This window comes from Terriglobia bacterium (assembly GCA_020073085.1).
Lineage (GTDB): Bacteria > Acidobacteriota > Terriglobia > JAIQFV01 > JAIQFV01 > JAIQFV01.
Window position 1 is genome coordinate 43,621 of sequence record JAIQFV010000013.1, and the last position, 25,757, is coordinate 69,377.

Below are 25,757 nucleotides of genomic sequence, written 5' to 3' on the forward strand. Positions count from 1 at the left end.
TCGATGAAAAGACTGAGGGTCGAAAACTAGCCCGCGTCCTTCAAATCGCGGCCGCGCTTGCGGGCGACGCCGGTCTTCTGGGCGGCCTTGATCACCCCCTGGGCAACGGCCTTGGATACGCGGGCGTCGAACACCGAAGGGATCACATAGTCCTCGTGGAGTTCCGAGGGGCTGATGATGGAGGCAATGGCCTCGGCCGCTGCGAGCTTCATGGCCTCATTGATTTCCCGGGAACGGCAATCGAGGGCGCCCCGGAAGATCCCCGGGAAGGCCAACACATTGTTGATCTGGTTGGGATAATCGCTGCGGCCCGTGGCCATGATGCGAACATAGGGCGCCGCTTCTTCCGGCATGATTTCCGGCGTCGGGTTGGCCATCGCGAACACAATGGCATTCTTCGCCATCCGCTTCAACCATTTGGGTTTCACCGTCCCCGGACCGGAGAGGCCGAGGAAAACATCGCAGTCTTTGAGCGCGTCCTCCAGGCTTCCCTTGAAACCCTCGTGGTTGGTGTGTTCGGCATACCAGTGTTTGGCGACATTCATATTTTCAGTGCGACCCTTGTAGATGGCTCCTTCCCGGTCGCACCCGATGAAGTGCTTCACGCCGTAAGCCATCAGAATCTTTGTACAGGCGACGCCCGCGGCGCCGACCCCCGAAACGACCACCTTCAATTTTTCAGGCTTCTTTTTGACGATCCGCAAGGAATTGATGAGGGCGGCCAGCACGACCACCGCAGTCCCATGTTGATCGTCGTGCATGACCGGGATATCGAGTTCCTTCTTGAGGCGCTCCTCCACCTCGAAACAACGCGGCGCGGAGATGTCCTCCAGGTTGATGCCGCCAAACACCGGGGCGATGGCCTTGCAGGCCGCGATGATCTGTTCCGTATCCTGCGTTGCCAGGGCGATGGGAAAGGCATCCACGCCGCCAAATTCCTTGAAGAGCATCGCCTTCCCCTCCATCACCGGCAGGGAAGCCTCCGGTCCGAGATTTCCGAGGCCGAGGATGGCTGATCCATCGGTCACCACCGCCACCGTGTTCTTCTTGATGGTCAGGGAATGAACCTTGGACTTGTCTTCGGCGATCGCCAGGCACACCCGGGCAACTCCGGGCGTATAGGCCCGAGACAGGTCGGCGCGGGTCTTCAATGCGAATTTTGAAGTCACCTCGATCTTGCCCCCGAGGTGCATCAGGAAGGTCAAATCGCTGACATTGACAAGCTCCACATCCTTGAGATGCGCCAGTCCCTTCACGATCTGTTCGCCATGCTTTTCATCACGCACGTTCACCGTTATGTCGCGGACGGTGAATTCCGAGGTCACTTCCACTAAATCGATGGCCCCGATGTCGCCTCCCGTGCGGCCGATGACCGAAGTCACGCGACCCAACATGCCCGGGCGGTTGTTGATGTTCACGCGGAGGGTGATGCTGTTGCTGGCAGTCGGTACGGTGTGCATGAGAACCCTTTCACCGATGGATTCTTTCACTTTGGAAAAAATGATCGGACAACCAATCTCCCGGGCGTTGTGAAATCATCTCACGACCCGCGCTGGCGCAATTTAAGAATCATTCGGTAGGATTCACGGCGGCAGGAAGCGAGGGATTGCTCAAGTAATACGACAAGCTTTCAAGGGACACCTTCAGGTCCACCGTCTTCAACTTCACGCTGGTGCTGACGCGCAGCCGGACGGGGGCGAAATTCAAGATCGCCTTCACACCCGTATCGCACACGAGGTCGACCACTTTTTGAGCGGCATCGGCGGGCACCGTGACCACGACGATGTCGACCCCCTCCCGCCGGACAATCTGCTTGAGTCTCTTGATGTCATAAACCGGCACGCCGGACCTCGAGGTCGTCCCGATCTTCTTGGGGTCCTGGTCAAACAGTGCCACGATCCTGAAGCCCTCGGTGTTGAATCCGGCATAGTCACACAGGGCGCGGCCCAGATTTCCCGCTCCGCAGATGATGACGCGATGCTCCTGGTTCAAGCCGAGTATTTTGGTCAGGTGTTGCGCCAGGTGACCCACCTGGTATCCCACACCCCGGACCCCGAATTCACCGAAATAGGCGAGGTCCTTTCGAATTTGAGCCGAGTTCAGGTGGAATTGTTCCGCCAGCGCCCGCGAGGAGATGGTCTGGACCCCGCTCCGGTCGAGAGACTGCAAACACCGCAGGTAGACGGAAAGGCGTTTGGTGGTGAGTTCGGAGATCTTTTCGGATTTCATGGATGACGGTTCGGTTGTAATTATTTTCCCAAGTAGTTTAGCATAGGGGAATTTGGTGTCAATAAAAAGTGCGGACAGGTCTTTTCATGGGAATTTCAGGGCTCGACCAGCTGCCCAAATTGGAAATTCATCTGCATCTGGAAGGCTCGGTGGAACCCTCCGATATGCAGACATTGGCGCGGAGAAACCATCTGCCGGATGAATCGTGGCCCCTCAATGCCTTTGAGGAGAAGTATCGCTATGGAGATTTTGCGGGCTTCCTGGGGTCATTTAAATTCATAACCGAACATTTGACCACGCCGGCGGATTATGGGTGGATCGCCTCGCAACTCGTCGAACGGCTGTACCGCATGCAGGTGATCTATGCCGAGATCTTCCTTTCGGCGGGGGTCGTGCTTAAGCAGAAGAAGGATCTGGATGCGGTGGTCAACGCCATCACTGCCGCTTCAAGAGAAGAGGGGGAGCAGTCGGGCATGCATGTGAACTGGATCCTCGATGTCACACGACAGTTCGGCGTTGAGTTCGCCGAGCGCGTGGTCGAAGCGGCGGCCCGTAGCCGGAAGAGAGGGCTTGAGAGTATTGTCGGGGTCGGCATGGGAGGAGACGAGAATTCTGTTCCGGCCCAGGAATTCAAGCATGTTTTTGATGAAGCGCGGCGTCAAGGTTTACATGTCACCATTCATGCGGGTGAAGTGGGCGGCCCGCAATCGATTTGGGAGGCGATCGAGGTGTTGGGCGCGGAGAGAATCGGCCATGGCATCGCCGCCCGGCTGGATGAGCGCCTGATGAATCAATTGAAGGAACAATCCATTCCCCTGGAGTGTGCCCCCACCTCGAATCTGTGCACGGGCGCGATCCAAAGGATCGCGGATCACCCCCTGCGGATGTTCTATGACCGCGGTCTGCGGGTCACTTTGAACACGGATGACCCTGCGCTGTTTCACACCGATCTCCTGCGCGAATACCGCCAAGCGGCCGCTCATTTCCAGCTGGCTCGCCGGGACTTCATCCAGTTGAACCGCAACGCCCTCGAGGGATGCTTTGCGAATCCGTCCGAGAAGGCAGAGGTCCAACGCCTGTTCGAGGAACAACTTCGCGGACTGGAGGATGCTCCATAGGGCAGAGAAGGCCAACCTCCCGCATCCCGGGCCGACCTGGAATCAGCTGGAATCAGCAGGAAGGAAGAAATTGACATCTCCCATCCTTGGAAATAGGATGTTTGGAGCATTTGAAAGGGGATGGAGTTCCCCCATAACCGCCTCTCCGGCTGATGACTCCTGAACATTGTAGAAAGGTGTTTACGCCGATGCACAAGATTGCTTTCCTGGCGTGTGCGGGTGCTTGCGGAACCCTGGCTCGATACATCCTTCAAGGTTGGGCTCAACGCGTCTTCGGAGGTGAGTTCCCCTGGGGAACTCTGGTCGTAAATTCGGTGGGTTGTTTTGCGTTTGGGCTGATTTGGGCAATTGCCGAGGAGCGGTTCTTAATGAGACCGGAGTGGCGGGCCGTTCTGCTGATCGGATTTCTTGGCGCGTTCACCACCTTCTCGAGTTTCGTTTTCGAAACCGCTGAACTTTTCAGGGATACCCAGTGGCAAATGGCCATTCTCAATCTGGTGGGGCAAAACGTCTTGGGATTGGTTTTGTTCTTCCTGGGGTTGTTCTTGGGAAGAATCTTTTAGAGGGGGTGGCTGGGCATGAAATTGCCGGCAGAAGCAGAGTTACTCAGAGTCTTCATTGGTGAGAGCGACAAGTTTGGGGGTCGGCCGCTCTACGAGGTCATCGTCGAAGAGGCGAAAAAGAGAAAAATGGCCGGTGCCACCGTCCTGCGAGGGGTTCTGGGTTTTGGAGCCAATAGTCGCCTCCACACAGCCAAAATACTGCGGCTGTCCGAGGATCTTCCCGTGGTCATCGAAATCGTGGATGAGTCCGCGAAGATAACTGACCTGTTGGCTGCTCTGGACCCGATGATTGGTGAGGGATTGGTCACGCTGGAAAAGGTTCGTGTCATCGCTTACCGGCACAATGTTTAAAGAGGCTTGTGGTCATTGGCCGGGACCTTTGCATTGAATGACCGATCCCGTTGTGGCTCTCTGCTTTCTTCAGCCCAATCGTGGGCCATCGCAATCTTAGCAGCACCCCGATTCATCGGGGTGCTGTTGAAGCGTGTGCTCCAAGGGCAGAGCTTGGCCTTTCTCTCGATTTTCTTCCCGCGGCGTAGAATCCGTATTATAATTCTATCCCCTGTGGCGTCGTGCAGGGCCTGCGGCGACGTCACCTATTTGCTTGCGCCGGAGAGGTGCCAGAGAGGCCGATTGGGGCTGCCTGCTAAGCAGTTTAGGGGGCTAAAACCTCCTACGAGGGTTCGAATCCCTCCCTCTCCGCCATTTGCATGCCACGTTGCATTTGGACCCGTTGCCACGCGTTCTTCCATTCTGAAAAGAACACCTCTATTCGATATTCGGTGCCAGCCAAAGCCTGGGAGTGGTGGCGGATGGGACCTGTGCCCGGAATGTAACTAAGCCCGGTGGGACAAAGTCCATCCCGATCCCGCGGCAATCAGGACAGATCAATGCAACCGGACCGACTCCGTCACTCACCTGCCGTTATTGCGTGGACGTACTTGTATGTCGTCTTCTTGTATGTGGCCTGGGTTTTGGCATGGCTGCTGGAACGGGCCCTGGAGCGTCGTTCCGGCTGGATAACCACCAGCGGGGGGCAATTCGGCTACTGGTTTGTAATGAAGTTGCTGCTGTGGATATTTCCCGCCCTCATCCTGATTCGGCTGTCAGGCCGCCCGTTAGGCGAGGTCGTGGGACTTCGGCGACTCCAATCAGCTCTCCTGTGGGGCACGGGGGTTGGACTTTGCCTGGGAGCGGTCGTATGGATACAAAGATCGGTCACTCACCAGCCATTGTTCCATCCTGTCTTGAACTGGCCGTTCCTCAGCGGGGTGTGCGTGGCGCCGATTATTGAAGAAATCACCTTTCGCGGGGCGATCCTGGGAAATTTGATGCGACGACACCGTTTTGCGATCGCGAATTCCGTCACGGCTTTCCTGTTTCTCGGCTCACACCTTCCCGGCTGGTATTTTCAGGGCCGATTGCTTCACATGCTCACTCGCCCCGTCGGTGGAGGACTCGGAATCCTTTTTCTGGGCTGGGTATTTGGGTTTGTAGCCCACAAAAGCAAGTCGGTCGCCGGCAGTACCTGGACGCACTTCTTGAACAACTTCTTCAATGCATAGGGCGGGCGGATCCTCCCGTCGGACAATCGGGGACATCCATTCAGGAGGGTATGCACCCTCAGCGGAATAGTTTCCAGTATCTTTCAATCACCCGCATTACGTTGATCGCAGTCCCTCTTCACACCTTGGGAGTGAATTGAGCCAGCTCGTAAATACCCAGGGTCTTTTCAAGCCCGGCCACACGTTCGACGACGCCCTCGAATCCAGCCTTCCCAAAGAGCGCATGTTCCTTGTCCTCGAACTGGTCTCCCATCACGTCGAATTCCTGTGCGGAGACGATGGATCGAATGGCCGGGAACAGGATGGTGTCTTCCCGTGCTTCGTGAGGCCGGTACATGCGGACGAAAAGATTCAGATCCGCCGCCAACGCCTTTCGTTCCGCAGCGTTGCTGAGGGTTGAAGCGCTGGCACGAGCTTGAATTGAGGAGGTCAGGCGCCGCCCCGCCTGATGCTGCCGGCGTAGCACATGGACCAGGTCCACCAGCTTTCCGGCCTTTTCAAACCGGGGGAAGAGATGATCCTCCTCCAGCTTCTCGTGATAATCTTCGATAAAATTCCGGATGATCCCCGCGGCGCCTGTGAGAACTTCCACCGGGAAGTCTCTTCCGTTGTTCAAGCGCTGGAGAATCTCCCCGTAGATTAAGAGAACTCGATTTAGGACGCCGTGCTCCCTCATCAAATCCTCGGGCGGGGACACGTCCTCGGCCGGGTCCTCAGGAGGTTTCTTGGGATCCTTTTCCGCCGGCACCTGTTGTGCAGTTGACACATAAGCCGGCAAGATCGCTGTTCCGGCGACGAGCAGCCCGGCATCCAACAAGAATTCCCGCCGTTCATGAGGTCGTTTCATTGCGTTTTCTCCTTTTCAAGGACGTGAGCATCCGCTAAAGCCAGCACACGCCCGGACAAGAGGGACAGACGCCTGCCTTCGCGCCATCCATACGAATTTTCGTGGGAGAAGGGTTTCGTCGTTGACTTCCCACAGAGGTTTTGCGGTGATCGCTCGATTCATCACCATCATTAGATGATGCCTCGTGGTTCGGGGTCAATCCTGGAGGTTGATTTTTTTTAAGAGATGGGAGAAGCGGACATGTGGTCTCAGAGAATCCCGGATAGGATCGATTTTCAGCCAGTGAACGCCGAAGCTGACTGCGCCACCGGCGCGATCCAGCCACTCAAAGGCCGCATCCTGCGTCCCAAGGCCGAGTTGGACACGAGGGGACAGACACCTGTTTTGGATCCGTCCTGCGAAATTTCTTAGGAGAAGATGTCTGTCCCCAACTCTCTTTGTTGAGGGGAACTTCAGGGCAGACGAGGACGTCTGCCCCACGCTACACTTCTTCCATCAAGACGCGATGGACCTCGGCCACGCTCCAGGCTTGGGCAAAGCACCCCTTCCCCGGGGGCTGCGGGGAGCCCTCTTCATTCTTGGGGACATCGCCGTCAAAAAGTTCTGGAAGCTGACCGACCCCGTCATTCAGCATATATTGAATCAGAGATTCAAGAAGGCTTCGCACGTGCTTCTTATTCCGGGCCGTGCGCGTATGAGCGTTTAAATAGGCTGTGGCGTAAGGCCCCAGCAGCCAAGGCCAGACTGTGCCCTGGTGGTAGGAACCATCGCGATCGTAAGCATTCCCCTGGTACAGCCCGCGATAGTGCGGGTCACTTTTTGCCAGGGTGCGAAGGCCGAACGGAGTTAACAGATGCTCTGTGACAACCGCCACGACGGGTTTGCGATACTTCCTCTCCAGGGGGGAGAAGGGAAGTGTCAGGGCGAATAACTGATTGGGCCGGAGGGAAGTATCGACGCCGCCATCATTGACGACGTCATTCAGATATCCCGCGGGACGATTCCAAAAGACCCTGTTGAAGCTTTCCTGGGCTTGGCGGGCGAGGGAGGTGAATTCCTTGGCCCGTGCACGATCGCCCAATTTCTTCGCGAAAAATTCAAGCACCTTCAGGGCGTTACACCACAGCGCGCAGATTTCCACGGCCTTCCCGTGCCGCGGAGTAACGGCTTGATCTCCAATCCGGGCGTCCATCCAGGTGAGTTGAACGGATTCCCTTCCCGCCGAAAGCAGGGCGTCGTCCGACATGTGGATGCCGAAGCGCGTTCCCCGACGATGACACTCGAAGCTCTCGATCAGCGGCTCATAGAAATTCTGTTTGACGATTTTCACATCATCGGTCCGCCGGGCCAGTTCATACACCAGATGGAAGAGCCAGAGCGTCGCATCTGCCGTGTTGTATTCGGTTTCTTCCCCCGCCTTGGGATGATCCACAAACCGGTTGGGGATCAATCCGTCTCGCATGGAACGAACGAAGGTGTCTAGAATCTCCCGGGCCGCAGGATAATTGTTCGCCACAAAGAGAAGGCCCGGGATTGAAATCATGGTGTCTCGTCCCCAATCCGTAAACCAGGGATAGCCGGCGATGACGGTTTGGGAGTCCTTTCCCCGCCGTACCAGAAATTGATCCGCAGCCAGACGCAAGTAAAAAGACGTCGGCTCCGTCGACTTGATTCCCTTCACCAGCGCCTGACGCCTTTCCAATTCACGCTGTTTAATCACCGCGAAGCGTTGAAGTTCGGCGTCCCGGGTCAGGTCAGTCCATTCTTCCGCGCTGGCGAAAACCCAGAGATACGTCCCATTCTTCGCGATGGCCCGGAAGTATCCGGGGCTGAATAGATCCTCGGAAAAGTCGAGGCCGCGCTCCTGTTCCCGGAGGTACTCGAAGTTCTTGTACCAGTAGCCGTCCCGAAAAAAGAAATCCGCGGTATGGCGTATCACCAGAGGAGGAAGCCCGGGGTAGGGCGAGAATTTCGCATGATGCTCGCCGATATCCGTGTCCCGACGGAGGTCACTGTTTTCGCGGGTCAGAGAATGATAGTCCCGATAAGCGAGAAGCGGGCGAATGTCAATGTGGGCCTCTGCTTCCGGAGGCCCCTTGAAGACGTATTCGAGACAGGTGGCATTGTGTCCGTGAACCATGAAAACAGTCTTCTGGATCTGCCAGTCGCCCACGCGGAAGGTGGAAACGGGGAAGAACTGCTTTTCAAAACGGACCAGGAATTGATAGCCCTGGGGATGGACGGCTCCCGGAAACTGGTTGGAACTCAAATCGATCCGGGCGCCGTCGAGCACCAACGTCTCTTCGAACTTAGAGAGCAGGACAAACCGTTTGACGGGCGGTTCCAGGGGGGTCACGAGCAGCCCATGATAGCGCCGGGTATTCATGCCGCACAGGGTGGAGCAGGCAAATCCGCCCAAGCCATTGGTCTCCAGCCATTCGCGGCGTTGCGACCGGGCCAGATTGGAGCATGAGTTTTGGTCGAATTCGATCATGATTTCCATCCAAGTAAAAGAGCGTTTATGAGTCCGTGAAAATGCCGGTGGTGAAGCACGCGGCAGGCGCAGGTCCGCCACCTCCGGTTTCGGGAGATTTCAGGATGAATTGTTCATCCTTTATGGTAGACTGGCGAAGCTTTTCTCGTCCTGGTCATGGAGGCGAAAGGACGCTGTCCTGGAAAGAGCTCATTCTACTTTAAACCCGCGAACCCGTCCATGAATTCAGGATTCACTCGGTTCAGTAACGGTTGAATCCCTCGGTTGACCTGCTTCCGTCCCCGCAGTTCAAGGATTCGAGCCTGAGACCTTCGAGAGTGGGAGGGGCGTCTTCACTTCGCAACAACACCGCGGGGGGTTCGTAATTTCCGGCGGTCCGGTTTCAAACAGATTTGTGATCGACGTCACAGTCTTCGCCGTGGACTGCGCTACTGTTATAAGTGCCACGGTGAACGATTATGGCCCCTTTGTCTTCTTCGCAGATCTGGAATGAACAAAAAACGCACAGACAGCAGCACAGGTTTGATTCGGTGTGACACGTTTTTGTGACATTCGTATTCGAAACTATATCTTGCCGGTTTAGTCGGATTCTGTCTGCAAGGAGAGGCGGGCAAAGAAATGAAGAACGGAGGCGGTTTTCCCATGAAACATTCGGTCGGGGGGATCAATGCCAGGGCTGGCGGGCGTTCCGGGGCACGGCGGGGTCTCCGCCGAAGGCACGCGAATCACGGATTTACGATGCTGGAAATGGTCATCGTCGCTTCCTTAATACTCACGGTGGTTTCCGTTGCATTTCCGCGATTGATTCAAATGCGTGAGAATTTCAACCTACAGGGTGACATTCGGGTTGTCCAAACCACCATTCAGACGGCCCGGTACAACGCCATTGCGCATGGCCGGCAGTATAAAATCATATTCAAGAACAATGTCCCCACAGCGGATCCGATCCCTCAGATGCAGATTCAGAGGGATGAAGCGGTCGATCCTCAAAATCCCACTCACGCGGCCGTTTTTCAAAATCGCGGCGGTCCTGTCGTTTTGTCGAGAGGCGTGACGCTTGATAAGGCAGGGGAACTGCTGTGCGACTTCAGTGGCACTGTGAACAGCACGGGGTTTGATCTCAGCCCACAAGGTGAGCCTTCCCTGACGATGTCGAACGCCAAGACGGGGAAAAACTACACGGTTTTCGTCTCCCTGCTGGGGCGCGTGCGTATCGTGCAGAACCAATAGATTGGGACATCCCTATGAACTCATATTTGTCAAATGGTGCTTCTCCCGATGCCCGCGCGGATAACCGGGGGTCTGTCCGGGGCCGAGCAGAGCGCGGCTTCTCTATTCTTGAGTTGATGATTGCGCTGTTCGTGCTGCTTTTTGGTTTCATCGCGATGATCAATCTCATAGCCACCAGCATCGTGGTGAACCGGTCCTCCAATCGGCTGACCACGCTCACGCAGCTGGCATCTGAAAAGCTGGAAGAGCTTCGCGCGTATGACGTCAATGATGTGCACGCGCAGTCAGGGGGATCGCTGACTGAAGACACGACCGCCAATGTCGACGATGGAACCGGTACCCACCAGGTTGCATATTTTGACGCTGTTTATGTCGACCAGCGGGATGGATCCATTACCCGGACGGCTGGACCCGAAGATGCGGGCACCTATTCCTCGGTGACTACTTCGCTCGACGGGACAACGACCGGGCCCGTCCAAGGGAACGAGCCTGATCAGGTGAGCTATCGGCGACGATGGCTGATTGAGACCGATCACCCCATCGTCGGGGCGACGAAGATCACCGTCGAGGTTGCCGTCAAGACCAACAAATTGTCGGAGGCTGATCCTCCAGGGACGCTGAACAATTTTCGTCAAGTGATCCAGATGACAAGCATCCATTAGAACGACAGCGCTGGTTTGTGGCGGATGCATCGCCCGGTTCATGTCTTTCATGAAAAGTGAGTGAGTCATGATGCTTAATGATTTGATGGCCTCAAGCGTTCAATCCAACCACCAGGTGCCCTTCCCATGCAAGAAGCGAAGGCGCGGTGGCGCCGGCTTTACCCTTTTAGAAATGTTGATCGGGATCATCCTCATGGTGGTCCTGGGCGGAATGGTGTTCTCGCTCTTCAACAAACACGCGGTCGTTTACAAGTTGCAGCAGGAGGTCACCGAGTTGAACCTGGGGCTGCGCTCCGGGCTGGAGATGGTTACTGCCGATCTGATGAACGCCGGCGCCAATCTCTCCCTGGGAGGCTCCCAAAGGTTCCCGACTCCCGTGATTGTCAAGAAGAACGATAATGGCAATTTCGATTCCATCACCATTTATCAAGGTTACAAGGAGACCGACGTCAATAATTATCTTCCCCCCCTCACTCTGACTACCTCGGATGGAAGCGATCCGGGCGCGCCATTCCGCATCGACAACATCGGCACCTTGTACCTCAATCCAGCGCCGGGGAAGACCGCGGCTGAGACCGCCGCTCTGCTTCCATCCGGCACTTATGTTGTCATCGTGAACACCGATACCAACGACCTGGTCAACTATGGGCAGATCGCACCGGTCACCCTGACTGATAATGCTGTCACGGCGGGAGCTGGGGCGAGGGTCCAATTTACCAAGGTCGGGACTAACGATCAGCGGACCATAGATTCCGGATTGACCGTGTTTTCTCATTTGGGCACCCAGTTTCGATGCGGCGCCATGGTTGTGAAGCTGGCGCCTCCGGTGATTTATTCGGTGGATACGACGGATCCGCTCCGTCCTGTGCTGCAAAGGACTACAAGGACCTCGGCGGGGGACTCGACCCTCCAATTAGTATCGAATATTCTTAGTTTCTCGCAGAGGGCCAAGGTGGGGACGCTGATGCAGAGTAATCCGGATACTTATACTATACCGGGGACCCCCAATCCCGTTCCTGTCCATAGAGATTTTTCATTGATTGAGGCGTTGGAAGTGACTATCGCTGGAAGAACGGCAAGCGATCGGATCGACCGGTATCAAAGCGACATTGATCCGACCAAGACGTATCGGCTGAATTCCTTAACCACTTTGGTTGCGCTCCGCAACAAGGTCAACTGACGAATTGAGGTGTCATTATGAAGCAGGAAACGATCTCCCGCCGACTTCGAAACCTGAGGCGTCGTGTGCATTCCAAGGGCAGGGACAAAAGGGGTGTTGCCTTGATTACGGCGCTCATCTTCCTGGGTGTGACGATGCTTCTGGGACTTTCCATCATGCTGACCACTTCCAGCGACGTGTTCATCAGTGGCACCATGCGCAATTCCAAGAACGCTTTCTACGCCGCGGATGCGGGGGTCAGCGTGATGCGGACGGCCTTGGTAAACGCCTTGAAGAACGCGACGCCGGCAAGCGTGCCAGATGGTTCGACTCACCCCTTCGACTGCGGCAATGCTGATTTCTGGTCAGGCATTAAGAATACCGCGCTTGGAAGTGCAGGAGGGGGCTCGTCAAGTCCTTTGGGTGCGTATTCAAGTTATGGTGATTCGACAGCCGCCTTTGCAATTGACACAGGAAGCGATGGAGTGCGACCCCGTACCTCACTCAATTGTGTCGGTGTGCAAACAAACATGCCGCCACCACCGCCTCCCGCTACCCCTACGAGTTTTGAGGACACTTACACACTTGCTTATCAGATCACATCCAATGGAACGGCAGGGGGACCCGCTTCAACCACGGTCATTGAAACCGGAACGATCGTTTACAAGTTGAATGTTGTTGTCATCGACACTGCCACCGAGTATTTCAACCTTCTGTTTTCCTTTGCGGGATACGGGATGTTTATTGACAGATACGATCCGAGCGGTGGTTCCACACTTCTGCACGGCACGATTACCGGGCGCGTCCACACGAATCAGGAATGGGGATTTTCAACTGGGAACCCGAACTACGTTTTTACCGATCAGGTCAGCAGTGTCAGCAGGAACGCATGCTATTACTTCAGCTCCTGCGCGGAGCGCAACGCGAATTCCGCGACCTCCGGGGGACAGACGATTGCGCCGGTGTTTATGTCCGGCTTCACCCGCGGGGTCGCGCCGGTTCCATTACCTGCAAACTCCAACAGTCAGTCACGCGCGGTGATTGATGGCGCCGGCATCGACATCAACAATCCTTTGCAGGCGCCTCCCGCTCCAACGACTGCAGAACTCGGTGGCAGCCTGAGGAATGCGAACGGTACGGCCTATAGTGGAGGAAATGGGGTGTATGTTCCAGTCCAAGTGGCGAGTGACGATGGCCGTGGTCACATTACCTACAATTCAACGGGCGCCGGCATTTATGTGAATGGAAACGTCACCGACATGAGTTTGAATGCGACGACCCCCGGGTTGCAGTCTTACACGATTAATCAGAATGGGACCCTCACGACGGTGACCTATAACCTGACTTCGAACACCATCAACGGATATCCCCCCCTCTCCAGCACGATTGCGAGCGGCACCCGGTCAATCACGTCTCGAGGGTTGCCGACCAATATCTATCCTGTCAATCCGAGTCGGCCTGCAGCGATCCAGCCTGCAGCATCGGTATCCTTGTACGTCAACGGGGTAATCAGCAGTCTGCACGGCCCAGGCCCCGGACTGGCCGCAGTGGCGGACCACGCCGCTATGACCATCACCGCCACGGGGAATGTCACCATTACGGGGGATCTGATTTACAGCACGCGGCCAGTAACAACGACGCAGGGCCAAGTGGCAAACGGCGTGCCGCCCAACAGCCCTCCCGGAACCCTCATTCCTGGCAATGACAACGGCCAGGCCCTCGGAATTTACACTTCCACCGGCAACATCATTCTGGACGTCAGTGGCATTCCCTCGCACAATATCGAAGTAGATGCTTCTATGGCGACTCTGAGTAACGGCGGCAACGGGGGAATCACCGTTCCGAATAATGGTCCGTACGCCAACAACATCAATATCATAGGGGGACGCATCCAGAACAACATCATGACGTTAGGAAATTCGGGCACGGTCCGCAACGTTTTGTTTGACCGACGGTACGCGGGCAGCGCCTATGCCCCACCCTTCTTCCCGAGTACCAGTGGGGCCGTAGTAAACGGAACGAACCATTCCTATGCGTTTACTGTAAGTCCCAATCCTTTTAAGGCCATAGCAACGAGCTACATCGTTCCCTCGCGACTAGTTACCGCCGCGAATGCTAGCCCAACCGGCCATTGAGGGGAATTCGCCCGCAGTAGAGTTTGGGGCACCGGGAATGCTTTTTAAAACATGATCTCAGAGCATGTGGCTGAAGCTGACCGGTGCCCCGACTTTTTTCCTTCCTGGTTGATCTGAAACCCACTCACGAATAACCAAGAAACTGTAGGGGCGTCCGCCACGGCGTCTATGAAATATCCATGGTTTAACGGGGCGCACGGCTGTGCGCCCCTATATTCCGTCCCCCATATTTTTTTGCTTGAATATTCTTTCAACCCAGCCTTTAATCCAGCCGGTATGGCTGTGCTAGTGGAAGGGGTAAGCTTTGGTAGCCTCGCCACGGTTTGTGTGGCGGGGGCATTTCGGAACAGGGTGAGAAAGACCACGCTGGTGGATGGATCCGTGGAAAGGTCCCGCCAGCACAAGACGCCGACGTGGCTACCAGGGCAAATTCCACTTGATCACCCCGTATTCAGAATGCAACTGCAACCAACATCCGCAGAATGCCACGTCCTTTGAGTATCAATCTGGAGGCTCAATGTTTTCGTGCTCACGGACTGAAATCCGTTTAAGTGCCAGCCTATTCCTCTGCCTGTTTTTGACCCTCGTCGATGTCTCTTTGCTCGCCCAGGAAAAACAACCATCGTCGAGCGCGGGAGGTTCGGTCCAACCTGCTCGCACTATTCCCTCACCATTGCCTTCCAAGCCGGGGGAGCCTGAGGGTTACCTGCTCCCGAATGGCTGGAAACTGACCCCCGCGGGGACCCAGGTGCCGCTGGGCGACCTCCCACTTCGTATTGCAGTCAGCCCTGATGGAAAACTTGTGGTCGCCACGAACAACGGTTACGGAGATCAAGGCTTGACAGTGGTGGATGTGGAGAAACAGGAAAAGGTCTTGACGGTTCCCATGGCGCGCGCCTGGCTGGGACTGCAATTTTCGAGCGACGGGAAGAAGCTCTATGCCTCCGGAGGTGGCGACAACAAAATACTCATTTATGGTGCTGACCGCGGGATCCAGCCACAGGCTGAAGAGATTCTCATCGGAGACCGCAAGCAATCCCTGTTCGTCTCCGGACTGTGCGTGGATGTCCCGGGGAAGAGGCTTTACGCGGCGCTCAACCTCTCCAACGAACTGGCCGTCGTCGATGTGAAGACCAGGAGTGTGGCCAAGACCATCGCGGTGGGTGATCACCCTTACACCTGCGTGGTCTCGCCCGATGGCAGCCGGGTGTATGTCAGCAACTGGGGTTCTCGATCCGTGTCTGAAGTGGATACGGTAGCCCTGAATGAAGTTCGAACGATCACGGTGGGCGACCATCCCAACGATCTTGCCCTCGCCGCAAACGGGAAACGTCTTTACGTGGCAAACGCCAATTCAAATTCCGTATCGGTCGTCGACCTCGCGGCGCACCGGACTACTGAAACCATCTCGGTGGCGCTCTATCCCCAATCTCCCATCGGGTCGACCACCAATGCGCTTGCCCTGACGCGTAACGGCCAAAAGTTATTCGTCGCCAATGCCGATAACAATGCGGTCGCGGTCATCGCCCTGGCCGCGCAAGGCCGCCCCCAGAGTGTCGTCGAAGGCTTCATTCCCGTGGGATGGTATCCCACGGCCCTGGTGCTGAGTCCGGATGAAAAAACGCTCTACGTGACCGGCGGGAAGGGTCTGGCCTCAAGAGCAAATCCCCGCGGTCCCAATCCCAATATCAAGCGGACCAAGGATACCGAGTACATTGGCCGTATGTTCTCAGGCGTGTTGAGCATTATCCCCATTCCAGGGCCTGCGCTCCTGAAGAAATTCACCTCACAGGTTTATGCCAACACACCCTACAAACCGACTCCACGGATCGCGCCGGTCGTGACCGCCATTCCCCGAAGATCAGGGGAGGCCTCTCCCATCAAGCATGTCATCTACATCATCAAAGAAAACCGGACCTACGACCAGGTGTTCGGCGACATCAAGGAGGGCAATGGAGATCCGAATCTGGTGTTGTTCGGAGAGGCGGTGACGCCCAACTTGCATGCGCTGGTACGTCAGTTTGTTCTGCTCGATAATTTTTATGCCGATTCAGAAGTCAGCGCCGATGGCCACAATTGGTCGACGGCGGCTTATGCGACAGACTATGTCGAAAAGACGTGGCCCACCAACTACTCCGATCGAGGTCGCGGATATGATTATGAAGGAGGCGTGGAGGTCTCCCGGCCCACCCGGGGATTTCTATGGGACTACGCGGCCCGCGCCGGCCTGAGCTATCGCAGCTACGGGGAGTTCATCGAGGCCTCCGAGTCGGTGGACCTTCCCTCCCGCGCGCGGGAAAGAAGCCTGGAAGGCCATTTTGATCCGATGTACCGCCCCTGGGACCTCAATTGTCCGGACCGGAAACGGGTCGATGAATGGTTACGCGAGTTTCATGAATTCGAGGAGAAGGGCAATCTTCCTCGCCTCGAGATCCTCCGTCTTCCGAACGATCACACCGAAGGAACCGCGGCGGGGAAACCGACTCCACGGGCCTTTGTGGCCGAAAACGATCTGGCCTTGGGCCGACTGGTGGAAGCGGTCTCCCACAGCAAATACTGGAATAGCACCGCCCTGTTCGTCGTCGAAGATGATGCGCAAAACGGCCCGGACCACGTGGACGCTCATCGCACGGAGGCCCTGGTGATCAGCCCTTACACCAAGCGTCACTTCGTCGACTCCACCCTGTATTCCACCTCCTCCATGCTCCGCACGATTGAACTGATCCTTGGCCTGCCACCCATGAGCCAGTACGACGCCGCAGCCACCCCGATGTGGAACTCCTTCACGAATAGTGCGGACCTCGAGCCCTTTGCCGCACTTGCGGCCCAGGTGCCGCTCGACGAGAAGAACCCGGAATCTGCGCCCGGCGCCAAGCGCAGCGCTGCTTTCAATTTTTCAAAAGAGGACTCCGCCCCCGACATCGAATTGAATGAGATCATTTGGAAATCCATCAAAGGCGCCGATTCAGAAATGCCCGCCCCTGTCCGCGCAGCCTGGGTGAGAAATCGATAGGGTGCCTAGGATGGATTCCGTTCCCGAAAAATTCAGGGAGTCATTGTAGGGGCGCACAGCCGTGCGCCCCAGGAATGGAAGGGTATGACAGCCGGGGATTGGGCGCACAGCCGTGCGCCCCAGGAATGGAAGGGTATGACAGCCGGGGATTGGGCGCACGGCTGTGCGCCCCTACGGTGGAAGGTACGACAGCCATAGATTGGGCGGACGGCTATGCGCCCCAGGAATGGAAGGGTATGACAGCCGAGGATTGGGCGCACGGCTGTGCGCCCCTACGGATTCATTTATCGACAGCGAAGTTTCATACCCACATCGATATGGGTCTGCTATGATGTGTTTCCCCCCAAAAACAGGAAACTCAATTGAATTTCAATCCCAGGGAACACCACCGCCGCTCGGTTCGGCTTAAGGGATACGATTACGCTCTACCGGGTGCCTATTTCATCACGATCTGCACTTTCCTCCATCACTGCCTTTTCGGAGAGATTGTTGACGGGGCGATGTTTCTAAACGAAATGGGGACAGTTGTTGCTGAGGAGTGGGTTCGTTCACCCCATATTCGGCCCGCTCTTCAAATGGACGAAAGGACCGTCATGCCCAATCACATCCATGGAATTGTCATTATCACAGCGCTCGACCCTGTGCATGAAGGGGCGCAGAGCCATGCGCCCGAAGTACCGAAAAGCGAGGTCGGGGCGTCCGCCGCGACGGACCGTGCGCCCCAGGTATGTAACACCAAGCCAGGAGCACGAAGTCCTGCAATATTGCAGCGCAAACCACGCTCCTTATCCTCGTTCGTCGGGGGTTTCAAATCTGCAGTGACGACGCGGGTCAACATGATTCGTGGTACTCCTCGGAAACCTGTTTGGCAGGTGAATTACCACGAACACATTATCCGAAGTGAAGAATCATTGAGACAGATTCGAAAGTATATCAGAGCGAATCCATGGATGTAGAAATATGACAAAGACAATCCGGTGCGGACAATTGTCTCCCCTGATGAAATCGATCATGAGTTTGTTGAGATGTATGATCTCTCGGATGAGGACTTGAAGTTCATCCTTGAATTCGATGAAAATCATCGGACAGGAGATGGGGATGATGATTCGTAGGGGCGCACAGCCGTGCGCCCCCGGACTGGATTAGGTAGAAGATTGTCCGGCGCCACGTTCTGTGCGATGAGCCGATCGTTGAAAACAACCCTAAGGGGAATGAGTCGTGGCTAGCGCTAGCTAGCGGGGCGCACGGTCCGCCGCGGCGGACGCCCCTACAGTGGAATGGCGTGACGGTCGAGCATTGCGCTCACGGTCCGCCATGGCGGACACCCCCATGGTGGAGGGGCATGGCAGTCGGGTAGTGGGCGCACGGCTGTGCGCCCCTACAGCCCTCTTGAGACGGCGCTGAAAAAACGTTATCCTTAAACCTGCCGATCACAATTCCTTTCCCGACTGAAGAAAGATTGCTCTGTGACCCTTCAGACGCAACGAGAAAAAGCGGACTCTTTTCGCCGGCTTCATCAGGGCGGACCGATCCTGGTGCTCCCGAATGTGTGGGATGTGGCGAGCGCGCGCATCGTTGAGCAGGCCGGCGCGCGGTCAATCGCTACCAGCAGCGCCGGAATCGCCTTCGCCCTGGGACATCCGGATGGACAGTACATCCGTTGCGCCGAGATGGTGGAAGCGGTGGGCCGCATCGCCCGGGCGGTCGACTTGCCGGTGACGGGAGACTTTGAGGCGGGATACGGGAGGACGATCGAAGCCATCGTTGAAAATGTCAGGGCTGTGATCGGGGCCGGGGCGGCGGGGATCAACTTTGAAGACGGGAAGGGAGAAACCATCCCCGAACTGGAAGATGTCAACCTCCAGACGGACAAGATCAAAGCGATACGCCAGTTGGCCGCGTCTATGGGCGTACCCATTGTAATCAATGCCCGCACGGATGTTTTCCTGGCGGGAATTGGGGATCCGTCGGGCCGGTTCGATCACGCGGTCCGCCGGGCGAACGCGTACCGGAAGGCGGGTGCCGACTGCCTTTTTGTGCCGGGAGTGGTGGATGCCGATACCATCGCCCGTCTCGTCAAATTAATTGATGGGCCGCTGAATATCCTGGCGGGCCCGGGTTGCCCTGCAATCCCAAAACTGCAGGAGATGGGTGTCGCCCGCGTGAGTGTCGGCTCTAAGCCGATGTGCGCGACGATGGGACTGGTCCAGCAAATCGCCCGCGAACTTCTGGAGAAGGGAACTTATACCTCCCTGGAAAGCCCTGTTAATTACGCTTTCATGAACCAGCTTTTTGTGAAGCCTCATTAGAGGCGTGCCTATCGACCCTGGATGGGTGCAAATTCGAAATGCAGTTCGGAGTTTTTGGCTCGGCGTTCATTCGCGTTCGTCTGTGTCCAATCGAACCTCAAGAATCCCTATAGAGTCATCATGGAATCGGAATCCAAGATCAATGATTTCCTTGAGCTGGCAGAACTCACGCCCGAGGATGAACTGGTGCACTATGGTCTGGCGCAGGAGTACATGAAGGTCGGACAATTCCAGAAAGCAGTTGCTTCCCTCAGGCGCGTGATTGAACTCAAACCCGACTATGCCGCCGCCTACCGGGAGCTGGGAAAGGCCCTGGAAAGGGGTGGAAATCCCGAGGAGGCGAAGGACTCTTTCTTCGAGGGGCGTCGGCTGGCTGAACACCACGGTGATGGACAAACAGTCAAAGAGATCGATGTGTTCTTGAAAAGGCTGGAAAAGAAAAAGGATTAAGCACCCCGCCCGGTTCTGATCCGCGTCGGAGCAGGGTTCGTCTGTGATGATCTTCTCCCGGAACAGGAGATTGGATCTCGGACAGCAATTTCGAATGGAGGTTTCTGTGAGTGGACAATCAGAGGGCACCTACAATTTCTTGCTCGAGACCTACGAAACGGAGCTGCTGAAGATTCTTGGAATCTGGTCGTCTTTTCCTGAATCCACCATGGATTTTCGGCCCCACCCCAAGTCGCGCACTGTCCTGGAACAAATGGAACATCAGGTTCAATCGGAGGGGCGCTGGATGAAAAACATGCTCGGGCTCGACACGGGCGACCCCAATCCGGCCCGGAGGAGCAAGACGGGCTTCATCGAGAAATACCATGCCGATGCCGGACGGCGGTTGGAGATGATGAAGGAGAAGTCAGACGCGTGGTGGCAGGGGATGACCACCTTCTTTGACGTGCCCCGGTCGCGGGCGTGGGTACTCACTCGAAGAATCACCCATTCCACCCACCATCGGGGGCAATTGGTGGTGTACCTTCGCCTGCTCAATATACTGGTGCCGTCAGTGTATGGACCGACAGCGGACACGGCGGATAAGGTAATCTATAGTTTTGCAGGGCCGGGGGAAGGGGTCGATCGAAAATGACGTCTCAGCGTCGGGCGTAGATCCAATACGATTGTTGGAAATAAAGTTAAAGGGGAAGCCTGTGAAATCTTCGCGGTAGGGGCGCATAGTCCGCCCGGGCGGGCGCCCCTACGCTGAACAGTGCATCAATCTACAGCATTTTCAGTCACGTTCGTATTAAATCTCCTGGTAAATCTGGCTGCCGCTTTTGACGAATTCCTCCGATTTATCGTCCAATCCCTTCTGGATCGCCTGATCTTCAGAGATCCCGAGCTGGGCTGCGTAATCCCGGACGTCCTGCGTGATCTTCATGGAGCAGAAATGTGGCCCGCACATGGAGCAGAAATGCGCCAGCTTGGAAGACTCCTTGGGAAGGGTTTCGTCATGGAAGGTGCGCGCCCGGTCTGGATCCAGCCCCAGATTGAACTGGTCTTCCCATCGGAATTCGAAGCGCGCCTTGGAAAGCGCGTTGTCTCGGACCTGTGCCCCCGGATGGCCCTTGGCCAGATCCGCGGCGTGCGCCGCGATCTTGTAGGCAATGATCCCGTCCTTGACGTCGTCTTTATCGGGTAGTCCGAGGTGTTCCTTCGGGGTCACGTAGCACAACATCGCCGTGCCATACCATCCGATCATCGCCGCGCCAATGGCGGAAGTGATGTGGTCATAGCCCGGGGCGATGTCGGTGGCCAGGGGTCCCAGGGTGTAAAAGGGCGCCTCGTGACAATATCTCAATTGCAGGTCCATGTTCTCTTTGATGAGCTGCATCGGGACATGACCCGGTCCTTCGATCATCGTCTGCACCTCATGCTTCCACGCGATCTCGGTGAGTTCACCCAGGGTCTTCAATTCCGCGATCTGGGCTTCGTCGTTGGCGTCGCGAATGGAGCCCGGGCGCAACCCATCCCCCAGCGAGAAGCTGACGTCGTAGGCCTTCATGATTTCGCAGATTTCCTCGAAGTGGGTGTAGAGGAAGTTCTCCTGATGATGAGCGAGGCACCACTTGGCCAGGATTGAGCCGCCGCGGGACACAATGCCGGTCATGCGGCCTGCAGTCAGGGGCACGAAGGCGAGACGCACTCCGGCATGGATGGTGAAGTAGTCCACGCCCTGCTCGGCCTGCTCAATCAGCGTGTCGCTGAACATCTCCCACGTCAATTCCTCCGCCCTGCCTTCCACTTTTTCCAGGGCCTGATAAATCGGCACCGTGCCCACCGGAACCGGACAATTGCGCAAAATCCACTCGCGGGTCTCATGGATGTTCTTCCCCGTGGAGAGGTCCATCACCGTATCGCCCCCCCAGCGGATCGCCCAGGTCATTTTCTGGACTTCCTCCTGGATCGAGGAGGAGACCGCGGAGTTCCCGATGTTGGCGTTGATCTTCACCAGGAAATTCCGCCCGATGATCATCGGCTCCAATTCCGGATGGTTGATGTTGGCCGGAATGATGGCGCGGCCCCGGGCGACTTCGCTGCGCACGAATTCCGGGGTGATGGTCTTCGGAATCGATGCCCCGAAATCTTCGCCGGGATGTTGCCATCGGTCGATCGCCGCCAGGCCGTTAAGTCTTTGGTTTTCGCGGATGGCGATAAACTCCATTTCAGGCGTGATAATTCCCTTGCGCGCATAGTGCATCTGCGACACATTGCCCTCGGGGTTTGCACGGAGAGGCAGTCGTCTGAGATTGAAGCGCAACTCGGCCAATCGCGGATCAGCGAGCCGCTTCCGGCCATAGACTGAACTTGGGGCGGGCAGCCCTTCCGTGTCTCCCCGTTCTTCGATCCAAGGCGAGCGGAGGCCCGACAATCCGGAGCGAATGTCCAATTGTACTTCGGGATCGGTGTATGGCCCTGAGGTGTCGTAAACGCAAATAGGTGGATTGCTCTCCACGCCGGAACTCGTGGGGGTGTCGGCCTGACTGATTTCCCGCATGGGCACCCGAATATCAGGTCGGGAACCCTGGACGTAGATCTTTCGGGAGCGGGGCAGAGGCTTGATGACCGCCTCGTCGACCTGCGCTGTCTCGCTGAGGAATTTCGGGCTGGCACTCATGGCATACTCCTCAATGTATCGGGAGACCCGCGCTGTCAAAGCGGCGACAGATCTCGTCCCGTTCTCACAGTTCGCTCGGCGAACCCACGAATCTCCGCACGGAGAATTGAAGTATATCACAAGTCACGCCGCCCTGGACGGGCTGAGGTGGGTATCCTCTTTCATTCCACCATGAGAATCAATTCGTTGAAAACCTCGTCAACCGTAAGTTGGGAGAGGGGGTTCTTCTGAAGGAATCGACAGCGGGCGCCCAGCGGCCGGTAGTGATCTGTGACTCCAATGCTGAACAGCCCCAGGGTCGGGGTTCCAACGGCGGCACTCAAATGCATGGGTCCGGTGTCGTTGCTTACGACCGCCGTGCAACGGTTCAACAACCCCGCGAGTTGCGGGATGGCTTCGGCACGGTCACCTGGCCCGATGGCGGCGACCGCGGTGTTTCCGTCCTCCTGCATGGCCCGAGTGATTTTTTGGCACAAGGCGGCCTCGTGGACAGCAGAAAAGTTCACGACGCCGGCACGACGCCCGTTTCTCCGGGCATGGCTTGAGATTCGACCGGCCAGATCGATGAAACGTTCCACCGGCCAGGTGCGAATCTCCCCGGAAGCCGACATCTGAAATCCGTACACCTCATCCAGCCCCTGCAACCCATGTTCTTCCCAGAATTGAAGGGCCATGGCTTCAGCAGCCGGCGGCACTTTGAGACAGGGGATAACGGACTCGCGGGGGGGCAGACGTGAAAGATCACCCCCTGCGGGGTCGGATGAGCGGAACCCCGCCACGGGTAAATGCAGGTTGTCCGGGGCAAGACTCTCGACCACCCTACGGAACATTTGAGCAACGAGAAGAGATTTATCTTCGGCCACCGGCGGGAGATTAAAGCAAAACCCCCAGTAGGGCTTTTGGAATCGCTTCAGGCCGACCCGCCACCGGGCCGCGGTCCAAAGGACGAGCAGCTCAGATTCGCGGAATCCGACCAGGTCAATCGCCAGATCAAATTTCCGCCTTCGCATTTCATTGGCAAACTGAAAAATTCTGCGAATCGACGAAAACTTGCTTCCATCGCGCAGGGCCACCCGGTCCAAGGCGATGATCTCATCCACGGCCGGGATCATCTTCAGGACTGGCGCACAACGGTGTCCGGTAAGGTAGCTGATGTGCGCTTCGGGGAAAAGCTGGCGGCAAAGACGGACGGCAGGCTCTGAGAGAATGACATCCCCCAGACGCGCCCAGCGAACGATCAAAATGGTTTTCGGTGAAATCATTCAGTTCAAGAAAAATGTTGTAGGGGCACACAGCCGTGTGCCCCTCAGTGGCTGAGTGATAGGGCGGTTTACAGACACCTCGAACTTGATCGACTGTCGGAAGGACGATCTGCATCCATCTTTCCCCTTGTGAACAGAGGCGCCACGAGGGCGCACGGTCCCTCCTGGCGGATGCCCATCCAGCCGGAGCCTTGATGTTAGGGAGAGGGAAAACTTTTGTCAAACGGCGGGGCGCCGGCGAGGGTCAAGAAATGGAACCGATGCGAGAACATTTAGACAAGCCCCGCGGTCAGGCATGGGAGGACTCTGTCGCGGTACAGGGGCTGGTAGAGCTTAATGCGAGGGGTTCGGACTGACCTTGGAGGGACGGCTCGAATCGACTGCCGGCATCTCTGGATGGGGATCCAGGCGCGACTCAGCGTCCATTGGAGAGGTCATTTTTGTTCGGCCACCCACGCCCACTTTTCGGGCTGTGGGTTCATTCAAGATTCCCAATTCACGCTCGCCACGGGCGATGACCTCTTTCCACATATGCTCATTGTAGACGCACCCGGGGTCTCCCGCCTGGACATCTCCGGTATAGCTTTCAGCCCGGGCGCGGCAGCCACCGCAAAAGGAGCGGTAGTCACACACGCCGCAATGATCGCCGCGATCATCCCGGTCGCTCAAAATCGCTTCCAGGGGCTGGTTCCAGATTTCCGCGAAAGGGGTCTTGCGAAGGTCGCCGATCGTCCGCGTCGGCATGTAGACGCAGGGATTGACCTGGCCGTTGGGCTGGATCGAACAATAGCACCGATGAGCTCCGCAGCCCCCGATGTACTTGGAAACGACACGCGCCTGTTGGCCCCGGCCTGACCCGCCGTGCCCCATCGCCATCATGCCTTCGGGATCGCCGAACATCAGACAGGCCCGCCCGAATTGGGGCGCCGTCGACATGACGCTGATCCTTCCCTCGTTCAAGGTTTTTTGAAGGAGGATCAAGAGGGCTTCACGCTGTGCCGGCGACATGTCTTCATGGGCCATTTCGACGCCCCGTCCGACGGGAATGAAGTTGAAATGGACAAAAGTGTCCGCCCCGAGTGAAATGGCGAGGTCAATCATCTCCTGCGCATGCTCGACGGTATCGCGGGTGAAGCAGCAGGCAATTCCACATCGCATCCCCGCCGCACTCACATTCTTGATACCCTCAACGGACCGGGCCCAGGCCCCCTTCATCTGGCGAAAATCGTCATGGACGGCAGGATCAACGGAGTCTAACGAAACCTCCACGTATTTGACCCCGAGGGAAGCGAGACGTTCGCAGTTGCGGGGAGTGAGCAGGGTTCCATTGGTTGCGAGCGTCGCATACACCATCTTTTGTTGGGCTCGCTCCAATACCGCCCAGACATCGGGGTCGACCAGCGGCTCACCGCCCGCCAGGGCGATCAACGGAACGAGGTTTTCTGAAAGCTGGTCCACCACGCTCAATTTCTCGGCCCGGTTCAGCTCGTCGGAACCCCGCTTGTGAACCGCGTCCTGATAACAGTGCCGGCAAGACAGGTTACAGGCATTGGTGATGTTCCAGACCACCAGCAAGGGGGCGATAAATCGCTGGGGGGCCAGCAGACCGTGAATGGCCACCGAACGCGCGGTGTTCAGGAGCGTCCGCGTCGTGGGCCTGTGATGAAAGACCTTCTCCACTGCCCGCTCGGGCGATATCCGGGTCCTGGCGATGAAGTAATCGATGGCTTTGTGGACCGGAGCATATTTGATCTTCTCATAAAGCGAGGCGTCAGGATTGCGGTAGGAATAGAAGATTTTTTCCATGGGCGTGTGCCCATTGGGACCCTGCGTCAAATGTTTCAGGATCCTCCGGGTAATGGGATGGCCGAGATACCCTTCAAATTCGTGGGGAGTGGCGGGCGCCGCCTGGGTCAGCTTGGAAACGGTTGGCCGCTTGGCGGTCTTGATACGAGTGCCGTCGGGGGTATACATATCGGGAAAATCCTTCTTCCATGTTGCTGTCTCGTGGGGGATTTTCTCGGGAGAGGCCCGTGTTTCTGTTGAGCAAGGCCGGCCA

General features: G+C 56.8%; 20 protein-coding genes and 1 tRNA gene. 14 read left to right on the plus strand and 7 right to left on the minus strand.

The features are described 5' to 3' along the window. Positions 1 to 26: 26 nt before the first annotated feature. Together LAO21_14250 and LAO21_14255 are read right to left on the minus strand one after the other, a co-directional pair. Positions 27 to 1,460 carry an NAD-dependent malic enzyme gene (locus LAO21_14250; protein MBZ5553881.1) on the minus strand — a complete coding sequence of 478 codons (1,434 nt, stop codon included), beginning with the start codon at positions 1,458 to 1,460 and terminating at the stop codon, positions 27 to 29. 109 nt (positions 1,461 to 1,569) lie between these two features. Further along, the gene (locus LAO21_14255) at positions 1,570 to 2,229 is read right to left on the minus strand and encodes a redox-sensing transcriptional repressor Rex (protein MBZ5553882.1); all 660 of its coding nucleotides are present in this window, start codon (positions 2,227 to 2,229) and stop codon (positions 1,570 to 1,572) included. A gap of 86 nt (positions 2,230 to 2,315) precedes the next feature. Here LAO21_14255 and add point away from each other — a divergent pair, with 86 nt between their 5' ends. The 5 genes from add to LAO21_14280 all read left to right on the plus strand — a co-directional run bounded on the left by add (position 2,316) and on the right by LAO21_14280 (position 5,475). Beyond that, on the plus strand, positions 2,316 to 3,347 hold the full coding sequence (gene add, locus LAO21_14260) for an adenosine deaminase (GenBank protein ID MBZ5553883.1): 1,032 nt from the start codon (positions 2,316 to 2,318) through the stop codon (positions 3,345 to 3,347). A gap of 188 nt (positions 3,348 to 3,535) precedes the next feature. Next, positions 3,536 to 3,910 (plus strand): fluoride efflux transporter CrcB, encoded by a 375-nt coding sequence (gene crcB / locus LAO21_14265; protein MBZ5553884.1) that lies wholly within the window; start codon positions 3,536 to 3,538, stop codon positions 3,908 to 3,910. Positions 3,911 to 3,925: 15 nt separating this feature from the next. Continuing rightward, positions 3,926 to 4,261, plus strand: coding sequence for a DUF190 domain-containing protein (locus LAO21_14270; protein MBZ5553885.1), 336 nt, complete (start codon positions 3,926 to 3,928; stop codon positions 4,259 to 4,261). A 260-nt stretch (positions 4,262 to 4,521) separates the two neighbouring features. Continuing rightward, positions 4,522 to 4,615, plus strand: a tRNA-Ser gene (locus LAO21_14275). 185 nt (positions 4,616 to 4,800) lie between these two features. Further along, positions 4,801 to 5,475 carry a CPBP family intramembrane metalloprotease gene (locus LAO21_14280; protein ID MBZ5553886.1) on the plus strand — a complete coding sequence of 225 codons (675 nt, stop codon included), beginning with the start codon at positions 4,801 to 4,803 and terminating at the stop codon, positions 5,473 to 5,475. A gap of 118 nt (positions 5,476 to 5,593) precedes the next feature. Here the strand turns inward: LAO21_14280 and LAO21_14285 are convergent, their stop codons facing one another. Next, positions 5,594 to 6,322, minus strand: coding sequence for a hemerythrin domain-containing protein (locus LAO21_14285; protein MBZ5553887.1), 729 nt, complete (start codon positions 6,320 to 6,322; stop codon positions 5,594 to 5,596). 240 nt (positions 6,323 to 6,562) lie between these two features. On the opposite strand from LAO21_14285, the gene LAO21_14290 reads away from it, so the two are divergent. Beyond that, the gene (locus LAO21_14290; protein MBZ5553888.1) at positions 6,563 to 6,733 is read left to right on the plus strand and encodes a hypothetical protein; all 171 of its coding nucleotides are present in this window, start codon (positions 6,563 to 6,565) and stop codon (positions 6,731 to 6,733) included. A gap of 70 nt (positions 6,734 to 6,803) precedes the next feature. Here LAO21_14290 and LAO21_14295 read toward each other — a convergent pair whose 3' ends face one another. Beyond that, positions 6,804 to 8,816: a glycogen debranching enzyme N-terminal domain-containing protein gene (locus tag LAO21_14295; GenBank protein ID MBZ5553889.1), complete on the minus strand. Its 2,013-nt coding sequence runs from the start codon at positions 8,814 to 8,816 to the stop codon at positions 6,804 to 6,806. A 642-nt stretch (positions 8,817 to 9,458) separates the two neighbouring features. Between LAO21_14295 and LAO21_14300 the strand changes: the two genes are divergently transcribed. The 8 genes from LAO21_14300 (at position 9,459) to LAO21_14335 (ending at position 20,408) form a co-directional block, all read left to right on the plus strand. Then, a complete protein-coding gene (locus LAO21_14300) occupies positions 9,459 to 10,046 on the plus strand; it encodes a type II secretion system GspH family protein (GenBank protein ID MBZ5553890.1) in 588 nt (195 codons plus the stop codon). A gap of 14 nt (positions 10,047 to 10,060) precedes the next feature. Beyond that, a complete protein-coding gene (locus tag LAO21_14305; GenBank protein ID MBZ5553891.1) occupies positions 10,061 to 10,708 on the plus strand; it encodes a hypothetical protein in 648 nt (215 codons plus the stop codon). A 67-nt stretch (positions 10,709 to 10,775) separates the two neighbouring features. Beyond that, positions 10,776 to 11,888 carry a prepilin-type N-terminal cleavage/methylation domain-containing protein gene (locus LAO21_14310; GenBank protein ID MBZ5553892.1) on the plus strand — a complete coding sequence of 371 codons (1,113 nt, stop codon included), beginning with the start codon at positions 10,776 to 10,778 and terminating at the stop codon, positions 11,886 to 11,888. Positions 11,889 to 11,905: 17 nt separating this feature from the next. Next, positions 11,906 to 14,002 carry a hypothetical protein gene (locus LAO21_14315; protein MBZ5553893.1) on the plus strand — a complete coding sequence of 699 codons (2,097 nt, stop codon included), beginning with the start codon at positions 11,906 to 11,908 and terminating at the stop codon, positions 14,000 to 14,002. 517 nt (positions 14,003 to 14,519) lie between these two features. Further along, positions 14,520 to 17,015, plus strand: a complete 2,496-nt coding sequence (locus LAO21_14320) for a bifunctional YncE family protein/alkaline phosphatase family protein (GenBank protein ID MBZ5553894.1) — start codon at positions 14,520 to 14,522, stop codon at positions 17,013 to 17,015. A gap of 1,466 nt (positions 17,016 to 18,481) precedes the next feature. Next, positions 18,482 to 19,324: an isocitrate lyase/phosphoenolpyruvate mutase family protein gene (locus LAO21_14325; GenBank protein ID MBZ5553895.1), complete on the plus strand. Its 843-nt coding sequence runs from the start codon at positions 18,482 to 18,484 to the stop codon at positions 19,322 to 19,324. Between the two features lie 120 nt (positions 19,325 to 19,444). Continuing rightward, a complete protein-coding gene (locus LAO21_14330; protein MBZ5553896.1) occupies positions 19,445 to 19,774 on the plus strand; it encodes a tetratricopeptide repeat protein in 330 nt (109 codons plus the stop codon). A 106-nt stretch (positions 19,775 to 19,880) separates the two neighbouring features. Then, complete coding sequence (locus LAO21_14335) at positions 19,881 to 20,408, plus strand: DinB family protein (GenBank protein ID MBZ5553897.1); 528 nt, start codon at positions 19,881 to 19,883, stop codon at positions 20,406 to 20,408. 156 nt (positions 20,409 to 20,564) lie between these two features. On the opposite strand, the gene thiC is transcribed toward LAO21_14335, so the two are convergent. From thiC to LAO21_14350, 3 genes are all read right to left on the minus strand, one after another. Continuing rightward, positions 20,565 to 22,436, minus strand: a complete 1,872-nt coding sequence (gene thiC, locus LAO21_14340; GenBank protein ID MBZ5553898.1) for a phosphomethylpyrimidine synthase ThiC — start codon at positions 22,434 to 22,436, stop codon at positions 20,565 to 20,567. Positions 22,437 to 22,597: 161 nt separating this feature from the next. After that, complete coding sequence (locus LAO21_14345; GenBank protein ID MBZ5553899.1) at positions 22,598 to 23,698, minus strand: glycosyltransferase family 9 protein; 1,101 nt, start codon at positions 23,696 to 23,698, stop codon at positions 22,598 to 22,600. 333 nt (positions 23,699 to 24,031) lie between these two features. Further along, positions 24,032 to 25,672, minus strand: coding sequence for a radical SAM protein (locus tag LAO21_14350; GenBank protein MBZ5553900.1), 1,641 nt, complete (start codon positions 25,670 to 25,672; stop codon positions 24,032 to 24,034). Positions 25,673 to 25,757: the final 85 nt, after the last annotated feature.

Bases quoted from the DNA above. Each gene is read 5' to 3' on its own strand.
- LAO21_14250 (MBZ5553881.1), bottom strand. From the start codon at position 1,460: ATGCACACCGTACCGACTGCCAGCAACAGCATCACCCTCCGCGTGAAC.
- LAO21_14255 (MBZ5553882.1), bottom strand. From the start codon at position 2,229: ATGAAATCCGAAAAGATCTCCGAACTCACCACCAAACGCCTTTCCGTC.
- add (MBZ5553883.1), top strand. From the start codon at position 2,316: ATGGGAATTTCAGGGCTCGACCAGCTGCCCAAATTGGAAATTCATCTG.
- crcB (MBZ5553884.1), top strand. From the start codon at position 3,536: ATGCACAAGATTGCTTTCCTGGCGTGTGCGGGTGCTTGCGGAACCCTG.
- LAO21_14270 (MBZ5553885.1), top strand. From the start codon at position 3,926: ATGAAATTGCCGGCAGAAGCAGAGTTACTCAGAGTCTTCATTGGTGAG.
- LAO21_14280 (MBZ5553886.1), top strand. From the start codon at position 4,801: ATGCAACCGGACCGACTCCGTCACTCACCTGCCGTTATTGCGTGGACG.
- LAO21_14285 (MBZ5553887.1), bottom strand. From the start codon at position 6,322: ATGAAACGACCTCATGAACGGCGGGAATTCTTGTTGGATGCCGGGCTG.
- LAO21_14290 (MBZ5553888.1), top strand. From the start codon at position 6,563: ATGTGGTCTCAGAGAATCCCGGATAGGATCGATTTTCAGCCAGTGAAC.
- LAO21_14295 (MBZ5553889.1), bottom strand. From the start codon at position 8,816: ATGATCGAATTCGACCAAAACTCATGCTCCAATCTGGCCCGGTCGCAA.
- LAO21_14300 (MBZ5553890.1), top strand. From the start codon at position 9,459: ATGAAACATTCGGTCGGGGGGATCAATGCCAGGGCTGGCGGGCGTTCC.
- LAO21_14305 (MBZ5553891.1), top strand. From the start codon at position 10,061: ATGAACTCATATTTGTCAAATGGTGCTTCTCCCGATGCCCGCGCGGAT.
- LAO21_14310 (MBZ5553892.1), top strand. From the start codon at position 10,776: ATGATGCTTAATGATTTGATGGCCTCAAGCGTTCAATCCAACCACCAG.
- LAO21_14315 (MBZ5553893.1), top strand. From the start codon at position 11,906: ATGAAGCAGGAAACGATCTCCCGCCGACTTCGAAACCTGAGGCGTCGT.
- LAO21_14320 (MBZ5553894.1), top strand. From the start codon at position 14,520: ATGTTTTCGTGCTCACGGACTGAAATCCGTTTAAGTGCCAGCCTATTC.
- LAO21_14330 (MBZ5553896.1), top strand. From the start codon at position 19,445: ATGGAATCGGAATCCAAGATCAATGATTTCCTTGAGCTGGCAGAACTC.
- thiC (MBZ5553898.1), bottom strand. From the start codon at position 22,436: ATGAGTGCCAGCCCGAAATTCCTCAGCGAGACAGCGCAGGTCGACGAG.
- LAO21_14345 (MBZ5553899.1), bottom strand. From the start codon at position 23,698: ATGATTTCACCGAAAACCATTTTGATCGTTCGCTGGGCGCGTCTGGGG.
- LAO21_14350 (MBZ5553900.1), bottom strand. From the start codon at position 25,672: ATGTATACCCCCGACGGCACTCGTATCAAGACCGCCAAGCGGCCAACC.